General features: G+C 43.6%; 1 protein-coding gene. It reads left to right on the top strand.

The features are described from left to right. Window positions 1–176: 176 nt before the first annotated feature. Window positions 177–449 (top strand): helix-turn-helix domain-containing protein, encoded by a 273-nt coding sequence (locus LIZ87_RS22660; protein WP_002593556.1) that lies wholly within the window; start codon window positions 177–179, stop codon window positions 447–449. Window positions 450–473: the final 24 nt, after the last annotated feature.

Here is a 473-nt window from a genome sequence, read left to right as displayed (position 1 = left end):
AAGCAGTTTATGGCTAATTAAAGGGAACAAAAAGAAAGGAAAAGCACAATCCAGACGGTATCAGCGGCAGGATACAAGAATAAATTGTGATTACACAAGATTGGTGCTATAATAAGAGAAAAGTTCCTGCCGGGGCAGCCGCCCCGGTGGTATGGGTAGAAAGGCAGGAAAACAATATGCACATCAGCTATAAACCACTCTGGCACACACTGTTAGAGCGTGATATGAGGAAAGAGGATTTAAGGCTTGCCGCTGGTATGACAACGAATATGATTGCCAACATGAGCAAAGAGGGAAAGCACATCAGCATGGACACATTAGCCCGTATCTGTGAAACGCTGAATTGTGAGATTACCGATGTGATTGAGTTAGTACCAGACGAGCCTGCTTCCACAGGAGGTAAGGAACATGAGCGAATTGAAACCAAGAATAACGGAAAACGGAATTGATTATATCCTTGTCGGAGATTACTA

This window comes from Lacrimispora sp. 210928-DFI.3.58 (assembly GCF_020554865.1).
In the GTDB taxonomy this organism is placed as follows: Bacteria; Bacillota; Clostridia; order Lachnospirales; family Lachnospiraceae; genus Enterocloster.
The sequence above is the reverse complement of the archived record's forward strand: the minus strand, read 5'-3'. Positions and strand labels throughout refer to the sequence as shown.